Source organism: Micromonospora sp. WMMD1219, from assembly GCF_049315215.1.
Taxonomy (GTDB): domain Bacteria; phylum Actinomycetota; class Actinomycetes; order Mycobacteriales; family Micromonosporaceae; genus Micromonospora; species Micromonospora tulbaghiae.
The window spans coordinates 4,607,963-4,624,737 of sequence record NZ_CP186057.1; the positions used below are offsets into that span (position 1 = coordinate 4,607,963).

The window sequence follows — 16,775 nt, forward strand, 5'->3', positions numbered from 1 at the left end:
CCGGCGGGGCCGCACCTGTCCGGTGCCGTCCCGTCCGCCCGAACATTGACGTATATGCATCGACATGGCGGCCGTGGGTCAAACGGCGGATTTCTCTGGGCATCGGTCATTGTGCTGAAGAATGCTGTCACGACATTTGCGGCCACCCATGTGCATGCGCATTTATCAATGGTTGTTCGCGGGAAGGGCGAGCGGTAACGTCTCGCGTGGCGACTAGCCGATCCCTGGCGAAAGGGTCGACGCGTCATGACGGTTGCTGGCTCCACGCGATATCCGCCCTTCATCGACGACCTGGCCCGCAGCGAATCGGGGCGGCTGCTGCGTGCCGAACTCGGCCGGCGCTGGCCGGAGACGCCCGACCAGCTCGACGCGATCGTGCGCTACGCGCTGCTGCCGGCGGGCAAGATGCTCCGCCCGATTATGACGCTGCACGCCGCCGAGGCGGTGGGCGGGTCGCCCCGGGACGTCCTCGCCGCCGCGCTCGGCACCGAGTACCTGCACGTCGCGACGCTCGTGCACGACGACATCATCGACGCCGACACGCTGCGCCGCGGCCGGCCCGCGGTCCCGGTCGCGTACGGCATCCCCGGCGCCATAGTGGCCGGCGACCACCTCATCTTCCACGCCTTCCGGGCCGTCGTGGAGGGCGGCCGGGCCGTGCCCCCGGCGTCGGTCGTCGCCGCCGTCACCGCGCTCGCCGAGGCGGGCCAGGACCTGTGCCGGGGCCAGGCGCTGGAGGAACGGCTCGTCGGCGACCTGGACGCGGGCGACCGCTGGTACCCGGAGATGATCCGGCTCAAGACCGGCTCGCTGTTCCGCGCCGTGTGCCACATCGGCGCGCTGCTCGGCGGCGCCGACCCGCTGGTGTCGGCCGCGCTGGCCCGCTACGGCGAGCACGTCGGCACCGCGTTCCAGATCCGCGACGACCTGCTGTCCTATCTGTCCACCCCGGAACGGACCGGCAAACCGGCGACGAGCGACCTCAACAACGGTCGCCCCACCCTGCCGCTGCTGCTGGCGTACGACGCGGTCGGCGACGCGGCCCGGGTGGAGCTGCTGGCGGTGCTGCACCGGCGCGGCGCCGGCCCCGGCGACGTCGAGTGGGTCACCGCCCTGCTCCGCGACACCGGCGCGGTCGACGGCGCCCGGCGGCGGATGCTGGAGCACGCCGAGCGGGCCCGCGCCGAGCTGGCAGTGCTCACCCCGTCCGCGAGCGCGGACGTGCTCACCGGCATCGCGGCCTGGATGACGAGCGAGATGGCGTGAGCACGGCCGGCGCCGTGCGAGCACTACGGGCCCACGTGGAGACCTGGCGGCCCTACACCCTCTGGTACGTCGGTCTGGTCGGCCTGGCCGGCGCCGCGGTCGCCGGTGGACGGCGCGACCCGTGGCTGCTGCTGTCGGCCTGGGCCGCGCCCACCGCCGGCTGGCTGGGCGGCCACTATCTCGGTGACTACTTCGACCGGGAGCTGGACGCCGGCAGCAAGCCGCACCGGCCGATCCCGTCCAGCCGGCTGGGCGCGGGCACGGCACTGTGGTGCGGCAGCGCCTGCTTCGCCGCGCTCGGCGTCCTGGCCGTGCTCGGTGGCTGGGGCACCACGGTGGCGGCGCTGCTGGCCGGGTGCGGCATCGTCGCGTACAGCAGGTGGTTCAAGGCCCGGGGGATCGCCGGCAACCTGGTCCGCGGCGCGCTCGGCGCGGTCGCGCTCGGCTACGGCGCGCTCGCCGCCGGCCTCGCGCCGGACCGGGCCTGGGCGGTGCCGGTGCTGCTCGCGCTCGTCGTCGCGTTCTGGTCGCACGACGCGATGTCCAACCTGGTCGGCGCGCTGCGCGACATCGACGGTGACCGCGCCGGCGGCTACCGCACGCTGCCGGTGGGGCGGGGTGTGCCGGTGGCCGTGCGGACCGTGGTGGCGCTCTACGCCGTCACGATCGGCGCCGCCGTGGCCGCCGGACTGCTGGCCGGGCCGGGCACCCGCGTGCCGTACCTGGCCACGGTGCTCGTCGTCCTGGTCACCGGCGTCGTCGCGCTGGCCCCGCTGGTGGCGCGCCGCGACGGGATGCCCGTCCTGGTGGCGCTGCGCGCCCACTCGGTCCTGGTCGTCGAGCGGGTCGTGCTGGCCTCGGCGGCCGTCGGGCTCGGCCTCGGCGTCGCCGTGCAGCTCGCGCTCGCGCTGCCGATGGTGCTGCTGACCTGGCTGGCGCAGCGCGGCATGCGCGTCCGGCACGAACTCGGCCCGCCGGTCGCGGGCCTGACCCTCGCCACCCGCAGTCGACTGCCGCTGGAGGACGCGCCATGACCGCTGTGACCGCCGAGGCCGTCGGGAAGGCTCTCACCGACGGCGCCGAGGCGCTGTTCCGCCGCCGCCGACCCGACGGCGCCTTCGGTGACGACCCGCCCGCCTCGGTGCTCGGCACCGCCGGCGCGGTCGCCGCGCTGCACGCCGCCGACCCGTCCGGCTGCGCCGACCTGGTCGGCGCCGGAACCGCGTGGCTGCGCCGGGCGCAGCACGACGACGGCGGTTGGGGCGGCGTCGTGGGCGCCGAGACGGCTGTCGTACCCACCGCCGTGGCGGTCGCGGCGCTGGAGCTGACCGCGCCCGCCGACAGCGCCGACGCGATCGCGGCGGGCCGGGCCCGGCTGGCCGCGCTCGGCGGCGTCGACACGATCACCGATCCGGCCATCTCGCTGCTGTGCCGGCAACTGCTCACGATGGCCGGGATGACCGCCGAGGCCGGCCCGCTGCGCCGGCTGCCGCTGGAGATCGTCCTGTTCGACCGGGTACGCCGGCAGCGCCTGTCGTTCCGGACCGCGCCGTTCGTCGGGCTCGCGCTCATGCAGGCCGACATGCTGCCCGCCGGCCGGCTGCGCCGGGCCACGCTTCGCCGCGCCCGTCCGGCGGCGGTGCGGCTGCTGCGGTCGATCCACGACCACGAGGGCCGCACCGGCGCGCTGAGCGAGGATCCGTGGCCGGCCGCGCTCGTCCTGCTCGGCCTGGCCCGCAGCGGCGAGGCGCCGGACATCGCCCGCGCCGTCGTCGGCTGGCTGCGCCGGGCGGTACGCCCCGACGGCTCCTGGGACGCGGTCACCAACCTGGACCTCACCCGGTCCGGGTACGCGGCGACCGGGCTGATCGCGGCCGGCTACGCCGACGATCCCCGGCTGCACGCCACCCGGGACTTCCTCCACGCCGCCCGCAAGACGGAGGCGTTCGAGGTGCTGGACGTGCCGCCGGGCGGGTGGAGCTACTCGAACGCCCGGGGCTGGCCGGTCACGCTGGAGTCGGCCGAGATCCTCTCCGCGCTCGCCGGCCTCCCCGGCGCCGGGGCCGACCCGGTGCTGCGCCAGGGACTGGCGTGGCTCGCCGGCCGCCAGGACAGCCGCGGTTCGTGGAGCCTGTGGGTCCGCGACACCCGGCTCGCCAACGACGGCCCCTGCCCGGCCATCACCAGCCAGGCGGTCCTCGCGCTGCACGACGCCGGGCACCCGGACGACCATCCGGCGATCGCCCGGGCGGCGGCCTGGCTGCTGACCCGCGCCGCGCCCGACGGCACGTTCGAGAACCTCTGGTACCGCGACCACACCTCCGGCACCGCCGTGGTGGTCGCCGCGCTGTCCCGGGTCGGGCACGCCCGGCACGAGGCGGTGCGCCGGGCGGCCCGGTGGCTGCGCGACACCCAGCTGCCCGACGGCTCGTGGGGCCCGGGCGACGGCACGGACGGCACCGTCGAGGAGACGTCCTGGGCGGTGCAGGGCCTGCTCGCCACCGGCGATCCCGACGCCACCGACGCGGTCGACCGGGGCGTGGCCCGGCTGGTGGCCGCCGCCGGACCGGACGGCGCCTGGCCCGCCGCCCGGGTCTGCAACTACATCCGTCACCACATGCGGTACCCGAACGCGGTGATCACCCAGGCGCTCGCGCTGCGGGCGCTCGGTGAGTACCGCAGCGCCGCCGCCGCGCGATCCGGCGCCGCACCGGACGCGGTGGCCCGATGACCGCCGACGTCGTGGTGGCCGGCGCCGGCGCCGGCGGGCTGGCCTGCGCGCACGCGCTCGGCGCGCTCGGCCTGCGGGTGCTCGTGCTCGACCGGCAGCGCGCCCCCGCGTCGATCGCCAAGGGCGAGATCCTCCAGCCCGAGACGGTACGCATCCTCGACTCCTGGGGCGCGCTGGACGCCCTGCTGTCCACCGGCGCGCGTGCGGTCGGGCGGCTGGCCATCCGCGACGCGTACGGCGAGCCGTTGCTCTGCCTGGACTACGCCGGCCTGCCCGGGGCGTACCGGCAGATCCTCTGCGCCGACTACGGCGACCTGCGCGCGGTCCTCGCCGACGGGTTGCCGGCCACCGTGGAGGTCCGGTGGGGCGTGCGGGTGACCGGCGTCCGGCGCGACGGCGACGGCCGGGTCGGCGGCGTCCGGGCCGTCGCGGACGGCGCCGAGCGGGAGATCCCGGCGCCGCTCGTGGTCGCGGCCGACGGCATGTCCTCGCCGCTGCGCCGGGCGGCCGGGATCGGCGTGGAGCGCCGGGAGTACCCGCACGGCCTGGTCGCGTTCGACGTGGGCGGCGCCGCGGTGGCCGACGAGGTGTCCGCCTACCGCACCGGCCGGGGACTCTGCCTGGTCTACCCGCTGCCGGACGGGCGGTGCCGCCTCTACGTGCAGGTCACACCGGACGAGTTCCGGGGCCGGGCCGACCTGGACGCGTGGTGCGAGCGGCTGCTCGCCGACGTGCCGGCGATCCGCCCGCTGGGCCCGGCCGTGCGGGCGAGCCTGCACCGGCGCCAGTTGCTCGCGGTCTACCGGCTGCGCAGCGCACGACTGGCCGTACCGGGTCTCGCGCTCGCCGGCGAGGCCGCCCACGCGGTGCACCCGATGGCGGCGCAGGGCGTCAACAGCTCCCTCGGCGACGCCGAGACGCTCGCCGCCTGCCTGGCCGCCGAGGGCGGCGCGCCGGAACCGGCCGCCGTGGACCGGGCGCTGCGGGCCTTCGAGGCGGCGCGGCGGCCCCGGCTGGACCACGTCGCCACCGTCAGCCACAACGCCTCCCGCATGATCACCGCCGTGTCCGGGCTGCCGAAGCTGCTCGGCGCGCGGATGATGCGCCGCACCGCCGCCAACCCGCGGCTGCTCGGGCTCACCGCCGGGAACCTCTCCGGCACCGACGTCCGGCCGCTCTCCGCCCTCGACCGGCTGTACCAGCTCGGGCTGCTGGCTGACCGGCACGCGCACACCACGTCCCCACCGGTCCCGTCGGAAAGTGAGCGATGATGACGCCTGCCCCCGCCGTCGGGACGCAACCGCCGGCCGACCTGTCCATGAACGAGACGCCCTACCCGCCGTTACCGGGGGTGCGGCGGGTGGTCGAGGACGCCGCCGCGATGCTCCAGCGCTATCCGGACCGGACGTCGTCGGCGCTCGTGGCGGCGCTGTCGGCGCGGCTCGGCGTGGGCCCCGAGGTGATCCTCGTCGGCCCCGGCTCGGCCGGACTGTGCCAGCACCTCGTGCAGTCCCTCGGGCCGCGCCCGGACGTCGTCCACCCGGCCCTGTCCTTCGAGGGCTACCCGCTGATCATCGGCAACGCCGGCGCCCGCGCCGTGCCGGTCCCGATGGACGGGTACGACCACGACCTGCCCGCGATGGCGGACGCGGTCACCGAGCGGACCCGGTGCGTGCTGCTGTGCAACCCCAACAACCCGACCGGGGCGGCGCTGCGCCGCGACGACGTCGAGGCGTTCCTGGACCGCGTCCCGGCCGACGTCCCGGTGATCGTGGACGAGGCGTACCGCGAGTTCGTCACCGACCCGCGCTCGCCGGACGGGATGGACCTGTACCGGGCGTACGACAACGTCTGCGTGCTGCGCACGTTCTCCAAGGCGTACGGGCTGGCCGCGCTGCGCGTCGGGTACGCCGTGGTGCCGCCCCGCCTCACCCGGGCCGCCGCGCTCACCGGGGCGGTGTTCTTCCCGGGCGCGCTCGCCCAGGCCGCGGCGGTGGCGAGCCTGACACCGGAAGTGGAAGCGGAACTGACCCGGCGGTGCACGGAACTGGTGGCGGCACGTACCGGCCTGATCGGCGCGCTGCGCGGCCTCGGGCTCACCGTGGCGCCCAGCGAGGCCAACTTCGTGTGGCTACCGCTGGGGGAGCGGGCCGTGCCGTTCGCCGAGCGCGCCCGGGAGGCGGGCATCCTGGTGATGGCGTTGCCCGGCGCCGGGGTCCGGATCACCGTCGGCGCCCCGGAGGCCAACGAGCGGCTGTGCGCGTTCGTGCGCGCCGCGCTCGCCGACGGGCTCTGACCGTCCGGCCGGCTCCAGCGCGACCACGCTCAGGTAGCCCAGGCCGGGCTCGTAGTCGGCCGCCACCACCCGCCGGGGTCGCGTCGCGTCCCCGGCCAGACGGTCCAGCAGCGCCCACCAGAGGCCCGTGGACGGCTGCCTCGCCGGACCGGTCGTGACAGTGTCACCGCGGTGGCCGGGCCACGCGGCGGCCAGGTCCGCGCCGAGCACGACCGCGACATCGGTACGTCCGGCCGTCAGCTCGCGCACCTCGCCCGCCGCGAGCGTGGCCACGTCGTCCGCCCGGACGTCCGCGTGCTGGCGCAGCGCGGTCACCCGCGCCCCGCCGCCGAGCCCGATCCGCTCGGGACCGCCGGCCCCACCGTCGCCGCCTGTCGCGCCGTTGTCGCCGTGCCGCGCGGTGCCGCCGGTCACGTGGCCGTCGCCGCGGTGCGCGCCGTCGCCGGCGAGCGCGCCCCAGAGCATGGCCACGGCCCGGTGGCGGGCCGGTACGGGCACCCCCGCGTCGTACGGCAGGACCGCCTGTTCGACGGTGACCAGCAGGGCGCGGCGGCACCCGTACTCGCGGACGATCCGCAGCCCGGTGAACGCCGCGGCCGATCCCTGGTCGCAGAGCGCGAACGACATTGGCGTGCCCGGGCACACGTGACTGAGGTACGCCGCCGTGGCCCGCCCGGGCAGCACGTCGTGCACGGCGAACGCCAGCACCAGCACGTCCACCGGCTCGTCCGGCGGCACGACGGCCGGGATCAGCTCGGCGGCCATCTCCCCGTACGACTGCCCGAGCGCCCCCGGCGGCGCGTCGAACAGACCGTCGGGCACCCGCAGCCCGTACGGCCGGGTCAGGTCCGCCACGTACTCGGCGGCACGGCCGCGTAGCAGGGGATCGCCGAGCAGCGCGGCCGGGCCGGTGACGGTGTGCCGCGCGGCCCGCAGCAGGCGCAGCCCGTCGTCCATGGTGGCCTCCCGTCCGCCGGTCAGTGCTCGAACACCATGGCGGCGAACGTCGCGCCGTCCCCGGCGCCCACCGCCGCGACCAGGTACCGGTCACCCGGCCGGAGCAGGCCGCGCTCCCGAGCGGTGCGGTAGTTGACGAACGCGTCGGCGCAGAACACGTGGCCGGTCTCGGTCACGTTGTCCAGCAGCACCCGGTCCAGCGGCAGCCCGATCAGCCGGCACAGCCGCTTCCAGGTCATCAGGTTGACGTTGTGCGGCAGCACCAGCCGCAGCTCGGACAGCCCGGTGCCGGCCCGGTCCAGCGCCCGGCCGATCACCTCGGCCAGCGCCGGCCGGTACGCCCGCTGGAACCGTGCCGGGGACTCGCCGCCTGCCACGTCGAACTCGCCCCGCTGGTGGCAGGCGTACGCGAGCAGCCGGTCCCGGCCACCACCGGCGCTGAGCAGGCAGGCCGAGGAGCCCTCGCTGAACACCGACGTCTCCGGGATGAACTGGGCGTCGCGGGTGAACGCCTTCTCCCCGGTGAGCACCAGCGCGAGCGGTGGACCGTCCGGTGTGTCCGGTTCGGACGCGAGCAGCCGCCCGGCCACGTCGATCGCGGCCAGCGCGCTCGCACAGGACTGCTGGGTGAGCGTGAACGCGAGCGCGTGGCCCAGCCCGAGCGTGCGGCACACCTCGTGCAGCGGGTTGACCGGATAGGGGGTGACCACCGGGAACGCCCGCCCGTACACCACGAACCGCACCCGCCGCCGCAGCGCGGACAGCGTGGTGAGGCCGGCCGCGGCGCGCAGCAGCAGGTCGGTCAGGGACAGCCCGGGGTCGCGGCGGACCTCGGTCAGGCCGTGGAAGCGGCGGAACAGGCGGACCTGCATGTCGCTCAGGCCCAGCGGCGCGGCCAGGCCCTCGACCGGCACCCGGCGCTGCGGCAGGAACACCGAGACGGCGTCGATCGCCGTCATACGCGAACCGTCACGCCACGGATCAGATCAGTGACACAGGTGGATGTCAACGCACGTGCGATCATATCGACGTGGCTCGCTTCCTGTTCGTCGTGCTGCCGGTGGAGTCCCATCTGCACGCCCCGGTCGCCATCGCCCAGGAACTGGAGGCGGCCGGGCACGATGTGGCCTGGGTCGGGCCGCGCAGCGACCTGCACCCGCTCGTCGGCCCGGACGCCGCGCTGTTCCCCACCGGCAAGCGCTACTACCGCCCCGACGGTGCGTCCGGGGCGGCCTCGGTGCGCAGCCTCTGGGAGGGGCACGTGCTGCCCGCCAACCGGTTCGTCCGCGACGCCGCCGACGCGGCGGTCGAGCGGTACCGGCCGGACGTGGTGGTGGCCGACCAGTACGCGCTCGCGGGCGCGCTGGCCGCGCACCGCCGCGGGCTGCCGTGGGCGACGTTCTGCGTCGGCATGCTGGAGCTGACCCCGCCGACCGAGGAGATGCCCGAGTTCACCGACTGGGTGGACGCCCAGGTCCGCCGGGTGTGGGCGATGACCGACGTGCCGGTGGACGAGACGATCGACCTGCGCTTCTCGCCGTACCTCGTGATCGGCCTGACCACGACGGCGCTGACCGGCCCGGTGCCGCTTCCGCCGCGCTGCGTGCTCACCGGGCCGGCGCTGGGACGGCGGCCGAACGCGCCCGCGTTCGCCTGGCAGGAGTGGGATCCCGGCCGCCGGCACGTGCTGGTCACGGTCGGGACGATGGCCGAGCACCTGGCCGCCGACTTCTACCGGCGGATCACGGCGGCCACCGCGCCGCTCGCCGACCGGGTCCAGGTGGTCCTCACCGCCGCCGCCGGCCTGGTACCCGACCCGCCGCCGCACGTGCTGGTCGCGCCGCGGGTGCCGGTGCTGGAGCTGATGCCGCGGCTGGACGCGCTGGTGTCCCACGGCGGACTGGGCACCGTGTCCGAGGCGCTGGCCCACGGCGTGCCGGTGGTGGTCGCGCCGATCCGGCACGACCACCCGGCGGTGGCGCGTCAGGTGCGCCGGGCCGGCGCCGGCCTGGAGGTCTCCTTCCACTCGGCGACTCCGGCGCAGCTGACCGCCGCGCTGAGCGCGGTGCTCGACGAACCCGCGTACCGGACGGGGGCGCGCCGGGTGGGTAGGTCGTTCGCGGCGGCCGGCGGCGCCCGCGCGGCGGCGGCACACCTCGCCGCGTTGGCACGGACGGTCCCGGCGCCTGACGCATCGACCGTTGTCCAACAGTCGGGGCCGAACTAGCCTGACCTGACGCACCCGCTCAGGCGTCGTGCCGCACGAGGAGGCTCGATGATCGAGGCCACCGGCCTACGCAAGTCCTTCCGGGTCGGGCGCGGGCGCGGCGCCACCACAGTCGACGCGGTACGCGGTGTCGACTTCGCGGTGGGGCGCGGCGAGATCGTCGGTTTCCTCGGCCCGAACGGCGCGGGCAAGTCCACCACGCTGCGGATGCTCGCCACGCTGATCCGGCCCAGCGGGGGAGCGGCCACCATCGCCGGCGTCGACCTGCTGCGCGCGCCCGCGCAGGTCCGGCGGCGGATCGGTTTCGTGGCGCAGGCCAGCGGCACCTACGACGACTCCACCGCCCGGCGGGACCTGGTGCTCCAGGCCCGGATGCACGGGCTGTCGAAGTCGGTCGCCCGGGAGCTGGCTGTCGGGGCGATCCGCGCGTTCCAGCTCGACGACTTCGCCGACCGCAAGATCAAGACGTACTCGGGCGGGCAGCGCCGCCGCCTCGACGTGGCGCTCGGCGTCATCCACTCGCCGCAGGTCATGTTCCTGGACGAGCCCACCGCCGGGCTGGACCCGCCCAGCCGGGTCCGGATGTGGCAGGAGGTGCGGCGGCTGCGCGAGGAGGGCATGACCATCTTCCTCACCACGCACTACCTGGACGAGGCCGACAGCCTCTGCGACCGGGTCTCGATCATCGACGCCGGGCGGATCGTGGCCGAGGGCACCCCGTCGGCGCTCAAACGGGAGATCTCCGGCGACGTGGTCGCCGTCGACTTCGCCGCCGCCGACGTCGCGGGCGAGACCGGCGACCTGCCGGCCGCGACGAAGCTGCTGGCCGAGGCGCCGTACGTGCACGCGGCCGAGCCGGTCGACGGCACGCTGCGGCTCTACGTGGACAGCGCCGCCACCGCCATTCCGCAGATCATGCGGGCGCTCTACGACCGGGGCATCGAGCCCGGCGCGATCGAGGCCCGCCGGCCCAGCCTCGACGACGTGTTCCTGGCCAAGACCGGCCGGTCGCTCGCCGAGTGACCGGACGCCGAGAGGAGTACGGCGTGAAGCTCGTCCGCGACACCTGGCTGATCTTCCAGCAGGAGGCCGGCCTGATGGTGCGCAACCCGGTGATGGTCGCGTTCAGCCTGGCCCAGCCGATCACCTACCTGATCCTCTTCGCGCCGTTCCTCAAGGTGGTGATGGTAGACCGGGGCGCCTCGACCTACGCCGACGCGTACCGCATCTACGTACCGGGCCTGTTCGTGGCGATGGGCCTGTTCGGTGGCCTGTTCGCCGGGTACGGGCTGCTCAGCGCGCTGCGCGCGGGCATCATCGACAGGTGCCGGGTGACGCCGGTGAGCCGGACCGGTCTGCTGCTGGGCCGGGCACTGATGCACGTGTGCCTCAACGTGGTGCAGGCCGTCGTGGTCACGCTGGTGGCGCTGCCGTTCGGCCTGCGCGTGCACCTGGCCAACCTGCTGGTGTCGTACGCGCTGCTGTCGGTGATGGTGCTGCTGAGCACCTCGATCTCGTACGACATCGCGCTGCTGGTGCGCAACGAGAACAGCCTCGGCGTGCTGGTGAACACCGTCGGGCAGCCGGTGTCGCTGCTCGCCGGCGTGCTCATCCCGCTCGTGCTGGCACCGATGTGGATCCAGCGGGTCGCGGTGTGGAACCCGTTCGCCTGGGCCACCGACGGCATGCGGGCGCTGTTCGCCGGCCAGATCACCCAGAACGTGGTGTGGCAGGGCGCGCTCATCATGTCCGGGCTGGCCGCCGCCAGTCTGTTCTGGTCGTCGCACCTGTTCAACCGCGACGTGTCCTGACCGCGCGTACATCGACCATTGTCTCAGCGTGGCGGGCGCTCTAGCCTGATCGTGTCCCCGCTCGGCGGCCGGTACGGGGCGCGGCCGTGACGCGTGTCAGCTGAGGAGGCGACGAGTTGGGTGCCGACAACTTCCGGGCGACGCTGGCGGCCGACATGGAGCTGGGCGCGGGCAACGTGCTGCTCCGGCTGGCCGAGCACGGCGCCGACATGGAGATGCCCCGGGTGACGTTCGACGCCGACGTCGACGGCATCCCCGCCTGGACGCCGCTGTCGCTCGCCACCCTGACCGAGCGGGTCGCGGCGCGCGCGGCGTGGTTCCGGGACCGCGGCGTCCGCCGGGCCGACCCGATCGCGGTGTACGTGACCTCCGCGCCCGACGTGTTCCTCAACTTCCTGGCGCTGACCTGGCTCGGCGCGATCCCGGCGCTGATGAACGGCAACATGCCGATCCCGCTGGCCGCCGAGTTCGTCAGGCGGCTGCGCGGAGCCGGGGTGCTGGTCGACGCCGACCACGCCGCCCTGGCCGAGCACGACCTCGGCGTGGAGATCCTCGGCGACGCGGCGCAGACCGGCACCGGCGACCCGGCGCAGGCGCCGCCGCACCACCGGCACCACCCCGGGGATCCGGTGGTCATCACCCACTCCTCGGGCACCACCCGGGTTCCGGCGGCGATCGTCCACTCGCACCACGGCCTGTTCGCCGCCATCCGCGCGGTCCGGCTCACCGAGTCCCGGCCGTACGGCGAGGTGCGGGAGATGTCCGCGCTGCCGGCCGCGCACGCCGCCGGCATCATCACGCTCAACCAGGCGCTCTGCAACGGCTACCAGCTGCTGTGCCTGTCCGCGCAGGGCGGTCCGTTCGAGCGCAGCGCGGAGACGATCCTGGACGCGATCGAGCGGTGGCGTCCCACCGGCGTCTTCGGCTTCGCGGTGACCTGGTCCGAGCTGGCCCGGGTCGACCTCACCACCCGCGACCTCAGCTCGGTGCGCAACTGGTTCAACACCGGTGACTGCGCGCACGAGGCCCACGTACGCCGGCTGGTCGCGGTCGGCAGCCACCCCGCGTACACCCGCGACGGCATGGTCGACGTGCCCGGCTCCAAGTTCGTCGACATGCTCGGCTCCACCGAGATGGGTCACGGCGCGTTCCGGATCACCCACCGGCTCGGCAGCGACCGCTACGACCGCTGCGTCGGCAGGCCGTACCCGTTCGCCGAGATCGCGCTGCTCGACGTGGACACCGGCGAGGAGGTCGCGCCGGGGCAGGTGGGGCACGTCGGCCTCAAGTCGCCGACGCTGGCGCTCGGCTACTGGAACGACTCGGTCACCACGTACCGCACCCGGCTGGGCGGCTACTACCTGACCGGTGACCTGATGTACCGCGACGCGGCCGGCGACTACCACCACGTCGACCGGGCCAGCGACGCGGTCGACCTGGGCGGCGGCACCTGGCTGTACACCGCGTTGTCCGAGGAGCGCATCCTCAGGCACTGCCCGGACGTCCGCGACTGCACCGTCCTCGCGGCGACGGGGGAGGACGGCACGACCGTCACCGACGTCCTGCTCCTGCTCGCCGACGACGCCGATCCGGCGCAGGACCGGACCGGCCGGGTCCGGGCCGCGCTGGGGCCGGCGGTGGCCGCGACGCTGCGCCGGGTGGTGACGGTCCCCGACGACGACGTGGTGACGGGGCCGACCGGGAAGGTCCGCAAGTTCCTGATGCGACAGCGGCTGCTGGCCGACGCCGGAGCGCCCGGCGCGGGCTGACCGGGGGAGATCGACGGCTGGCGGGGGCGTGCCAGAATCCAGCCGTGTCCTACCTCCCCTCGCAGCCGTACCCGCCGATGCCCGGCGGCGTCAGCCCGCTGATCGCCTACCCGCACCCGATCACCCCGCCGCCCGGCTGCGGCGTGCTCGTCGTCTCGGTGAACCGCGGGCCGTACCTGATCCCCGTGCCGGTGACCAGCCGCTTCAAGATCGACCGCCAGGTGGTCGCGATCCCCGGCGAGGGGACCTGGCACGTCGCGGTGCCGGCCGGCTCGCACGACGTCCGGTACACCGACTTCATGGGCGTCCCGCTCGTCACCACCACGCTCGCGGTGCAGCCGGGGGCCGCGCACCACCTCGCGTTCCGCTTCGGCGGATGGCGCAACCGGGTCTACGACGGGTACGGCACCGACGTCACCCGGTTCGGCCTGTGGTCCAACTACAGCGTCATGCTGGTCCTGCTGGCCGTCCTCGGCGTGGTCTGCTGCGGGGCGTTCGGGCTGGTCCTGGGCTCGAATCCCTGACCCGGTCCGGTCGGCAGACCTGGTCGCGCCGCTAGCGCAGCGACCAGGTCTGCTTCACGTTGAACACGCAGGTCCAGGCGTTCAGCGGCGCGCCCGCGGCGTGCCCGTCGACGTCCAGGCAGCGATCGGTCGCCCGGTTGAACAGCGACCGCCGGCCCTGGCTCTCGATCCACTCCCACTTCTGCGCCGGGTTGCCGCTGCACCACGCGGTCTGCACCGGTACGCCGTCGCGCTTCTCGCCCCAGGCCACGTCCAGGCAGAGGTCGCCGTTGACCCGGACGCTGCCGTCGGACGCGAACGTCCACCACTGGGCACGCTCCTCCCGGCAGGCCCGCAGGACGACGCGTACGCCGTCCCCGCTGCCGCCGCTCGCGCACAGCCCGGTCTCCTTGCCGACGAGTTGCTTCGCGCCGGCCGGGCGGACCGGTGCGGACGGCTTCTCCGGCTCCTTCGACGTGCCCGCGGTGGGCGTCGGCGTGGACGGGCGCGCGACCGACGAGGACGGCGGCTTCGCCGTGGGCGTCGGGGTGGCGGGTGCGCCGGAACTCGCCGGCGTGCCGCGCAGCCGGCCGTCGAGGGCGTAGAAGTCGGCGAACTCCCGGACGGTACGCAGGAACGCCTGCGTCCCGGCGTCGAAGTCGCCGCCGGTGTGCCGCACGGCGTCGGTTCCGTCGCGGTACGCGGCCAGCGCCAGCAGGTCCGGATCGCCGTCGAGCGCGGCCAGTTCCCGCCGCAGCGCGCAGAGCGTGGCGCCGACCGCCGGTACGGCCGCCTGCGGGTCCCACGGCGAGGCGCCGGACGGCCCGTGGGCACGCCACAGCTCGGGCCGGAACTGGGCGACGCCCTTGCGGCCGCCGTCGCCGAGCAGGTTCGGGTCGAAGCCGGAGGAGGCCATGAGCTGGGCGGCGACAGTGGCCGGCGGCACCTGCGGGCACACCGAGCCGGCCCGCACCACCAGGCGGACGTACGCGGCGGGGACCGCCTTGGGCTGCCGGCGCTCGGCCTCGCCGCCCGCCGGGCCGGTTTCGGCGAAGCCGTCCTGCCGCCCGTAGTAGGCGGCGTACCGGCTCGCCTCGTCGACGTACGGGACTGCTGCCGGGGGCACCCCCTCGGCTTCGCGGACCGCGTCGAGGCCGGTGTGGAACGCGGCGAGCGACAGCCGCCACGGGTCGCTGGGGACTGCTGCCGCGCGTAGTTGCCCGGCCAGGTCGCACATGTGGTGGGCGAGCGCGAGGATGTTGGCGGCGGCGTCCGTGCGCTGCGCGTCCGGCCACGGCGCCCAGGTCCGCCACCGCTCGTCGTCCAGGCCGGCCAGTCCCCGGCCGCCGGACGCGGTCCGCTCGGCCCGCCCGTCCAGACCCGACTCGGCCATGAGCTGCCCGGCCAGCCGTGCCGGGGTCAGCGCGGGGCAGGCCCGGGCCGCGGTCCGGATCGCGGTCAGGTGCTCGGGGGAGACCGCCCGCCCGGCCGGTTCGTCGTCAGGGGCGGCGGCGACGGTTCCGCTGAGGGCGGCGACCACCAGGATCAGCGCCGCCAGCCCGGCGGCGCCGGCGGCGACCGGGCCGCGCGGGATCCGGCGCGGGCGCGGCCCGGGGGCATCGGCTGTCACAGGGCGGTCCTTCCGGTGATGACGTACGCCGGACGGGTGCGCGACGTCCTCGGTTCACCCGGCCGGAATCGGGTCCGACTCCGGTCCGGCCGTCATTGAACCGACCGACCGGCGAGCCGTCAAATGTGGACGGTCCGGCCGCCGCCGTCGCGGCATCCGCGGAGACGGCGACCGTGTTGATCCGGAACGAGCCCGAAAAGTTTCGGAGATTCCTCGCCTCGGACGATGGCTCAGCGGCTGCCACCGGCCCGTCGGTGCTGATCGGACGCCCTTTCCGGCAGCCGTAACGCCCGTTCAGGGCTCGGCGTGCGGTTACCACAACATTTCCGGAACTTGTTGACAGGATGAACCGGGCCTCCAATACTGTGGCCATCGGCGTATCTCGATTGACGTCGATGTCCGACCACCACCGTGGCGCGGTTGTCGCCCGGTCCCGCCGTCCGCGGGCGGGCGAGCACACCGCGGCTCGCGCCACCCGGCTGGCCGCCCGCCAGCCGTCACAGGGAGGAAACCCGTCCATGAAAGACGCCCCCGTCCGCACGGGCATCCGCAGGCGCGGACGCCTCAGGATGGTCCTCGGCGGAGCCTGCGCCGTGGCGCTGATCGCCGCCGGGGCGACGGCGGTCACGTCCGGTCCGGCCTACGCCGACACCACCGTCACGTCGAACTCGACCGGCACCAACAACGGCTACTTCTATTCCTTCTGGAAAGACAGTGGCAACGTGTCCATGACCATGGGCAACGGCGGTCAGTACAGCACCCAGTGGAGCAACATCAACAACTTCGTCGCCGGCAAGGGCTGGAACCCGGGCGGGCGGCGGACGGTCAGCTACTCCGGCAGCTTCAACCCGTCCGGCAACGCGTACCTGACGCTCTACGGCTGGACGCGCAACCCGCTCGTCGAGTACTACATCGTGGACAGCTGGGGCAGCTGGCGCCCGCCGGGCAGCGGTTACATGGGCTCGGTGTCCTCCGACGGCGGCACGTACGACGTCTACCGCACCCAGCGGGTCAACGCCCCCTCGATCGAGGGGACGCGGACGTTCTACCAGTACTGGAGCGTCCGGCAGTCGAAGCGCGTGGGCGGCACCATCACCGCCGGCAACCACTTCGACGCCTGGTCGCGCTACGGCATGAACCTCGGCTCGCACGACTACCAGATCCTGGCCACCGAGGGCTACCAGAGCAGCGGCAACTCCAACATCACGATCGGCGGGACCAGCGGTGGCAACCCGACCACCCCGCCGCCGAACAACGGTGGCTGCACGGTCAGCGTCAGTCGGGCCGAGGAGTGGGGCGACCGGTTCAACGTGACCTTCTCGGTCAGCGGCACCAGCAACTGGGTGGTCAGCATCCAGACCCAGGGCGGGCAGAGCCTCCAGAACAGCTGGAACGCGTCCGTCAGCGGCACCAGCGGCACGCTCACCGCACGCCCGAACGGCAACGGCAACAACTTCGGCATCACGCTCTACAAGAACGGCAACAGCAACACACCGACGGCGAGCTGTTCCGCCGCCTGAGCCCTCTTCCGGGGAGGGGGTGCCGCGCGCCAGGCGCGCGGCACCCCCGTTTTCGCGTGCCCGGA

Annotated in this window: 13 protein-coding genes; 11 read left to right on the plus strand and 2 right to left on the minus strand. The window is 74.6% G+C overall.

Annotated features, from left to right (window positions below):
- Positions 1–246: 246 nt before the first annotated feature.
- The 5 genes from ACN27C_RS21515 to ACN27C_RS21535 are packed head-to-tail and all read left to right on the plus strand — an operon-like array spanning position 247 to position 6,293.
- The gene (locus ACN27C_RS21515; RefSeq protein WP_422747698.1) at positions 247–1,266 is read left to right on the plus strand and encodes a polyprenyl synthetase family protein; all 1,020 of its coding nucleotides are present in this window, start codon (positions 247–249) and stop codon (positions 1,264–1,266) included.
- Positions 1,263–2,300, plus strand: a complete 1,038-nt coding sequence (locus ACN27C_RS21520) for a UbiA family prenyltransferase (RefSeq protein WP_334458838.1) — start codon at positions 1,263–1,265, stop codon at positions 2,298–2,300. The genes ACN27C_RS21515 and ACN27C_RS21520 overlap by 4 nt, the downstream gene beginning before the upstream one ends.
- The gene (locus ACN27C_RS21525; RefSeq protein ID WP_422747701.1) at positions 2,297–3,997 is read left to right on the plus strand and encodes a prenyltransferase; all 1,701 of its coding nucleotides are present in this window, start codon (positions 2,297–2,299) and stop codon (positions 3,995–3,997) included. The genes ACN27C_RS21520 and ACN27C_RS21525 overlap by 4 nt, the downstream gene beginning before the upstream one ends.
- Positions 3,994–5,268 carry an FAD-dependent oxidoreductase gene (locus ACN27C_RS21530; protein WP_422747703.1) on the plus strand — a complete coding sequence of 425 codons (1,275 nt, stop codon included), beginning with the start codon at positions 3,994–3,996 and terminating at the stop codon, positions 5,266–5,268. Before ACN27C_RS21525 ends, ACN27C_RS21530 begins: the two co-directional genes overlap by 4 nt.
- Entirely contained in the window at positions 5,268–6,293 is a 1,026-nt protein-coding gene (locus tag ACN27C_RS21535; RefSeq protein WP_422747705.1) for an aminotransferase class I/II-fold pyridoxal phosphate-dependent enzyme, read from the plus strand. The genes ACN27C_RS21530 and ACN27C_RS21535 overlap by 1 nt, the downstream gene beginning before the upstream one ends.
- 977 nt (positions 6,294–7,270) lie before the next feature.
- Here the strand turns inward: ACN27C_RS21535 and ACN27C_RS21540 are convergent.
- Entirely contained in the window at positions 7,271–8,209 is a 939-nt protein-coding gene (locus ACN27C_RS21540; protein WP_422747707.1) for a 3-oxoacyl-[acyl-carrier-protein] synthase III C-terminal domain-containing protein, read from the minus strand.
- Positions 8,210–8,280: 71 nt separating this feature from the next.
- Between ACN27C_RS21540 and ACN27C_RS21545 the strand changes: the two genes are divergently transcribed.
- The 5 genes from ACN27C_RS21545 to ACN27C_RS21565 all read left to right on the plus strand — a co-directional run bounded on the left by ACN27C_RS21545 (position 8,281) and on the right by ACN27C_RS21565 (position 13,581).
- Positions 8,281–9,477, plus strand: a complete 1,197-nt coding sequence (locus ACN27C_RS21545) for a glycosyltransferase (protein ID WP_422747709.1) — start codon at positions 8,281–8,283, stop codon at positions 9,475–9,477.
- A gap of 48 nt (positions 9,478–9,525) precedes the next feature.
- Positions 9,526–10,500, plus strand: coding sequence for an ATP-binding cassette domain-containing protein (locus ACN27C_RS21550; RefSeq protein ID WP_357794824.1), 975 nt, complete (start codon positions 9,526–9,528; stop codon positions 10,498–10,500).
- Between the two features lie 23 nt (positions 10,501–10,523).
- Positions 10,524–11,288, plus strand: a complete 765-nt coding sequence (locus tag ACN27C_RS21555; protein WP_121685341.1) for an ABC transporter permease — start codon at positions 10,524–10,526, stop codon at positions 11,286–11,288.
- A 116-nt stretch (positions 11,289–11,404) separates the two neighbouring features.
- The gene (locus ACN27C_RS21560; RefSeq protein ID WP_422747712.1) at positions 11,405–13,057 is read left to right on the plus strand and encodes a class I adenylate-forming enzyme family protein; all 1,653 of its coding nucleotides are present in this window, start codon (positions 11,405–11,407) and stop codon (positions 13,055–13,057) included.
- Between the two features lie 44 nt (positions 13,058–13,101).
- Positions 13,102–13,581 carry a hypothetical protein gene (locus ACN27C_RS21565; RefSeq protein WP_121685343.1) on the plus strand — a complete coding sequence of 160 codons (480 nt, stop codon included), beginning with the start codon at positions 13,102–13,104 and terminating at the stop codon, positions 13,579–13,581.
- 31 nt (positions 13,582–13,612) lie between these two features.
- Here the strand turns inward: ACN27C_RS21565 and ACN27C_RS21570 are convergent, their stop codons facing one another.
- Positions 13,613–15,190 (minus strand): ricin-type beta-trefoil lectin domain protein, encoded by a 1,578-nt coding sequence (locus ACN27C_RS21570; protein ID WP_422747714.1) that lies wholly within the window; start codon positions 15,188–15,190, stop codon positions 13,613–13,615.
- Positions 15,191–15,708: 518 nt separating this feature from the next.
- Here ACN27C_RS21570 and ACN27C_RS21575 point away from each other — a divergent pair.
- Positions 15,709–16,710, plus strand: a complete 1,002-nt coding sequence (locus ACN27C_RS21575) for a glycoside hydrolase family 11 protein (protein ID WP_120569470.1) — start codon at positions 15,709–15,711, stop codon at positions 16,708–16,710.
- The last annotated feature ends 65 nt before the right edge of the window (positions 16,711–16,775 follow it).

Coding starts and splice junctions, on each gene's coding strand:
- ACN27C_RS21525 (WP_422747701.1), top strand. CDS start 2,297: ATGACCGCTGTGACCGCCGAGGCCGTCGGGAAGGCTCTCACCGACGGC.
- ACN27C_RS21540 (WP_422747707.1), bottom strand. CDS start 8,209: ATGACGGCGATCGACGCCGTCTCGGTGTTCCTGCCGCAGCGCCGGGTG.
- ACN27C_RS21530 (WP_422747703.1), top strand. CDS start 3,994: ATGACCGCCGACGTCGTGGTGGCCGGCGCCGGCGCCGGCGGGCTGGCC.
- ACN27C_RS21535 (WP_422747705.1), top strand. CDS start 5,268: ATGACGCCTGCCCCCGCCGTCGGGACGCAACCGCCGGCCGACCTGTCC.
- ACN27C_RS21550 (WP_357794824.1), top strand. CDS start 9,526: ATGATCGAGGCCACCGGCCTACGCAAGTCCTTCCGGGTCGGGCGCGGG.
- ACN27C_RS21515 (WP_422747698.1), top strand. CDS start 247: ATGACGGTTGCTGGCTCCACGCGATATCCGCCCTTCATCGACGACCTG.
- ACN27C_RS21575 (WP_120569470.1), top strand. CDS start 15,709: ATGAAAGACGCCCCCGTCCGCACGGGCATCCGCAGGCGCGGACGCCTC.